This is a genomic window from Clostridium sp. MCC353 (genome assembly GCF_018785315.1).
In the GTDB taxonomy this organism is placed as follows: Bacteria; Bacillota; Clostridia; order Lachnospirales; family Lachnospiraceae; genus CHH4-2.
This window is the reverse complement of sequence record NZ_WQPN01000149.1, coordinates 1-401: the sequence shown is the minus strand read 5'-3', so window position 1 is coordinate 401 and position 401 is coordinate 1.

Genomic DNA, 401 nt, shown 5'->3' with positions numbered 1-401 from the left:
GTGACATAAAGGGTGAAGGCATTTTCGAAAATGCCTTCACCCTTTAATGTAAATCCCCACACCATTTAACATCAACCCTCAAGGCTTTTCCGAAAATGCCTTGACCTCTTACTGTTATTCCCCACGTCAGTTACTTGAAATATCCATACCATAATCTGCTCTAAATACCAAACACCGTCTCAATCAAACGCTTCTCTGCCTTTTCTACTTCCCTTCTCCAAATCTTTATTTATCCTTTATCAGACCAGTACACAGCCGTGAATCCTGGGGATGGGGACGGACGGGGGCGGAGGCCTGCTTGGAGGGTTGGCACCGGGCGGGGCGGAATCCGTTGGCGATGAAAGCCGTCTGGAAACCGTTAGTGAAACTTAGGCTCCAGGGACAGAAAAAGACGGGCAGAA